General features: G+C 56.0%; 2 protein-coding genes. Both read right to left on the minus strand.

What is annotated here, in order from left to right; translation table 11 throughout:
• Nucleotides 1-929 (minus strand): molybdopterin molybdotransferase MoeA (locus tag ACOSYY_RS03615; protein ID WP_421660904.1); only part of this gene is annotated, 929 nt, incomplete at its 3' end.
• On the minus strand, nt 926-1,604 hold a 679-nt coding region (locus ACOSYY_RS03620), incomplete at its 5' end, for a P-loop NTPase (RefSeq protein ID WP_421660905.1). The genes ACOSYY_RS03620 and ACOSYY_RS03615, both read right to left, overlap by 4 nt.

Here is a 1,604-nt window from a genome sequence, read left to right on the forward strand (position 1 = left end):
ACAGGATTGCCTGGGAGGCCGAAAGCGAGCTTGCCCTGGATCTTTCCAAAGGCCAGCGGCTGACCTGGCCGAATGGCGAGTTTCCAAAAGTTCATCTCAGCCCCGAGCTCACGGAACACCGCTTTGGTGAAATCATAGTCACCCATCGATACCCCGCCGGACAACACCAACATGTCGGCATTCAATCCTTGCGATATCTTTTCCTTGAGCGCCATTGGCGTATCACGCGCGATGCCGAGCAATAATGGAATGCCGCCCGCTTCCCGCACGGCCGCGGCCATCCCATAGCTGTTCGAATTGATGATCTTTTCCTCGCTGAACCGCTCGTCCAAGTCCGCCAACTCATCACCGGTCGAAATGATCGCCACCCGCGGCTGCTGGTAAACGCATACGAACGACTTCGCCAGTATCGCCAACATCCCAACCTCGCCGGGACGGATTCTGGCCCCTTTCGCGATGATGCGGTCTCCTTTTTTGACATCCTCGCCCTGAGGTCTGATATTGGCTCCTTTAGGTTCCGCCTTAAACACCCGGACGGAATCAGGTGTATGTTCCGTATCTTCGACCTTCAGAACGGTATCCGCTCCTTGAGGAATCGGAGCCCCCGTCATAATCCGGATGGCCTGCCCAAAGCCAACCGTTTTTGACGGCATCCTACCGGCGGGAACATCTTCAATGACCGAGAGGGTGACCGGCTTTTGAATGGCTTGCTCCTGCTTGATATCCTGCCATCTGACCGCAAACCCGTCCATGGCTGAATTATCCCAGGGCGGATTGTCGCGCTCAGCAGTGAGATCTTCGCTCAGCACACGGCCCAAGGCGTCCAGAATCGAGACTTTTTCATGACCCAACAACGCAGCAGCATCGAATACGACCCTTTGCGCGTCGTGGAGTTGGGTCAATCCGGCCATGGCATCCGCAGCTTTCACTGATTGACTCCCTTCAGTGGTACCGCGGTCGACCGCCCCACTTTCAGCAACGACGCGCTTCTTTTGCAGAAGGCTTCAACCTGATTGGCGATACGGTGGTATGCTTCCGCCGTCGACGTGTCTGAGTTGAACAGCGCAAAAGGCTCACCCGCGTCGGACTGTGTCACCACGTCGGGGTCGAGCGGAATCCGACCCAAAAATGGAACTCCCATGTCGAGCGCGGATGCTTCCCCACCGCCCTTCCGAAATACATCGATGTGGGTATGACAATGCGGGCATTCGAGCCCGCTCATATTCTCCACGATCCCGACGATCGGCACCTCGCTATCCTTGCAAAACGTGACTGATTTTCTGGAATCAAGGAGCGCTACTTCTTGCGGCGTGGTAACAATCACGGCACCGCTTACCGCGCCGAGCAGATCGATCGTCGTGACCGACTCGTTCCCGGTCCCCGGTGGGAGATCGATCAGGAGAAAATTCAAATCCTGCCAATCGACACCCCCGAGCAATTGATTGATGAATTCGTACTTGTAGGCATCGCGCCAAATAATAGGGTCATCCGAGTTCTGCAGCAGAAACGACATCGAGGCGATCTTCAAGTTGTACGCTTGGAAGGGAATAATCCCGCCGGAGGTGCTGACTTTGAGCTTCTGACCTTCCGCGCCGACCATCTTC

This window comes from Nitrospira sp. BLG_2, assembly GCF_049222245.1.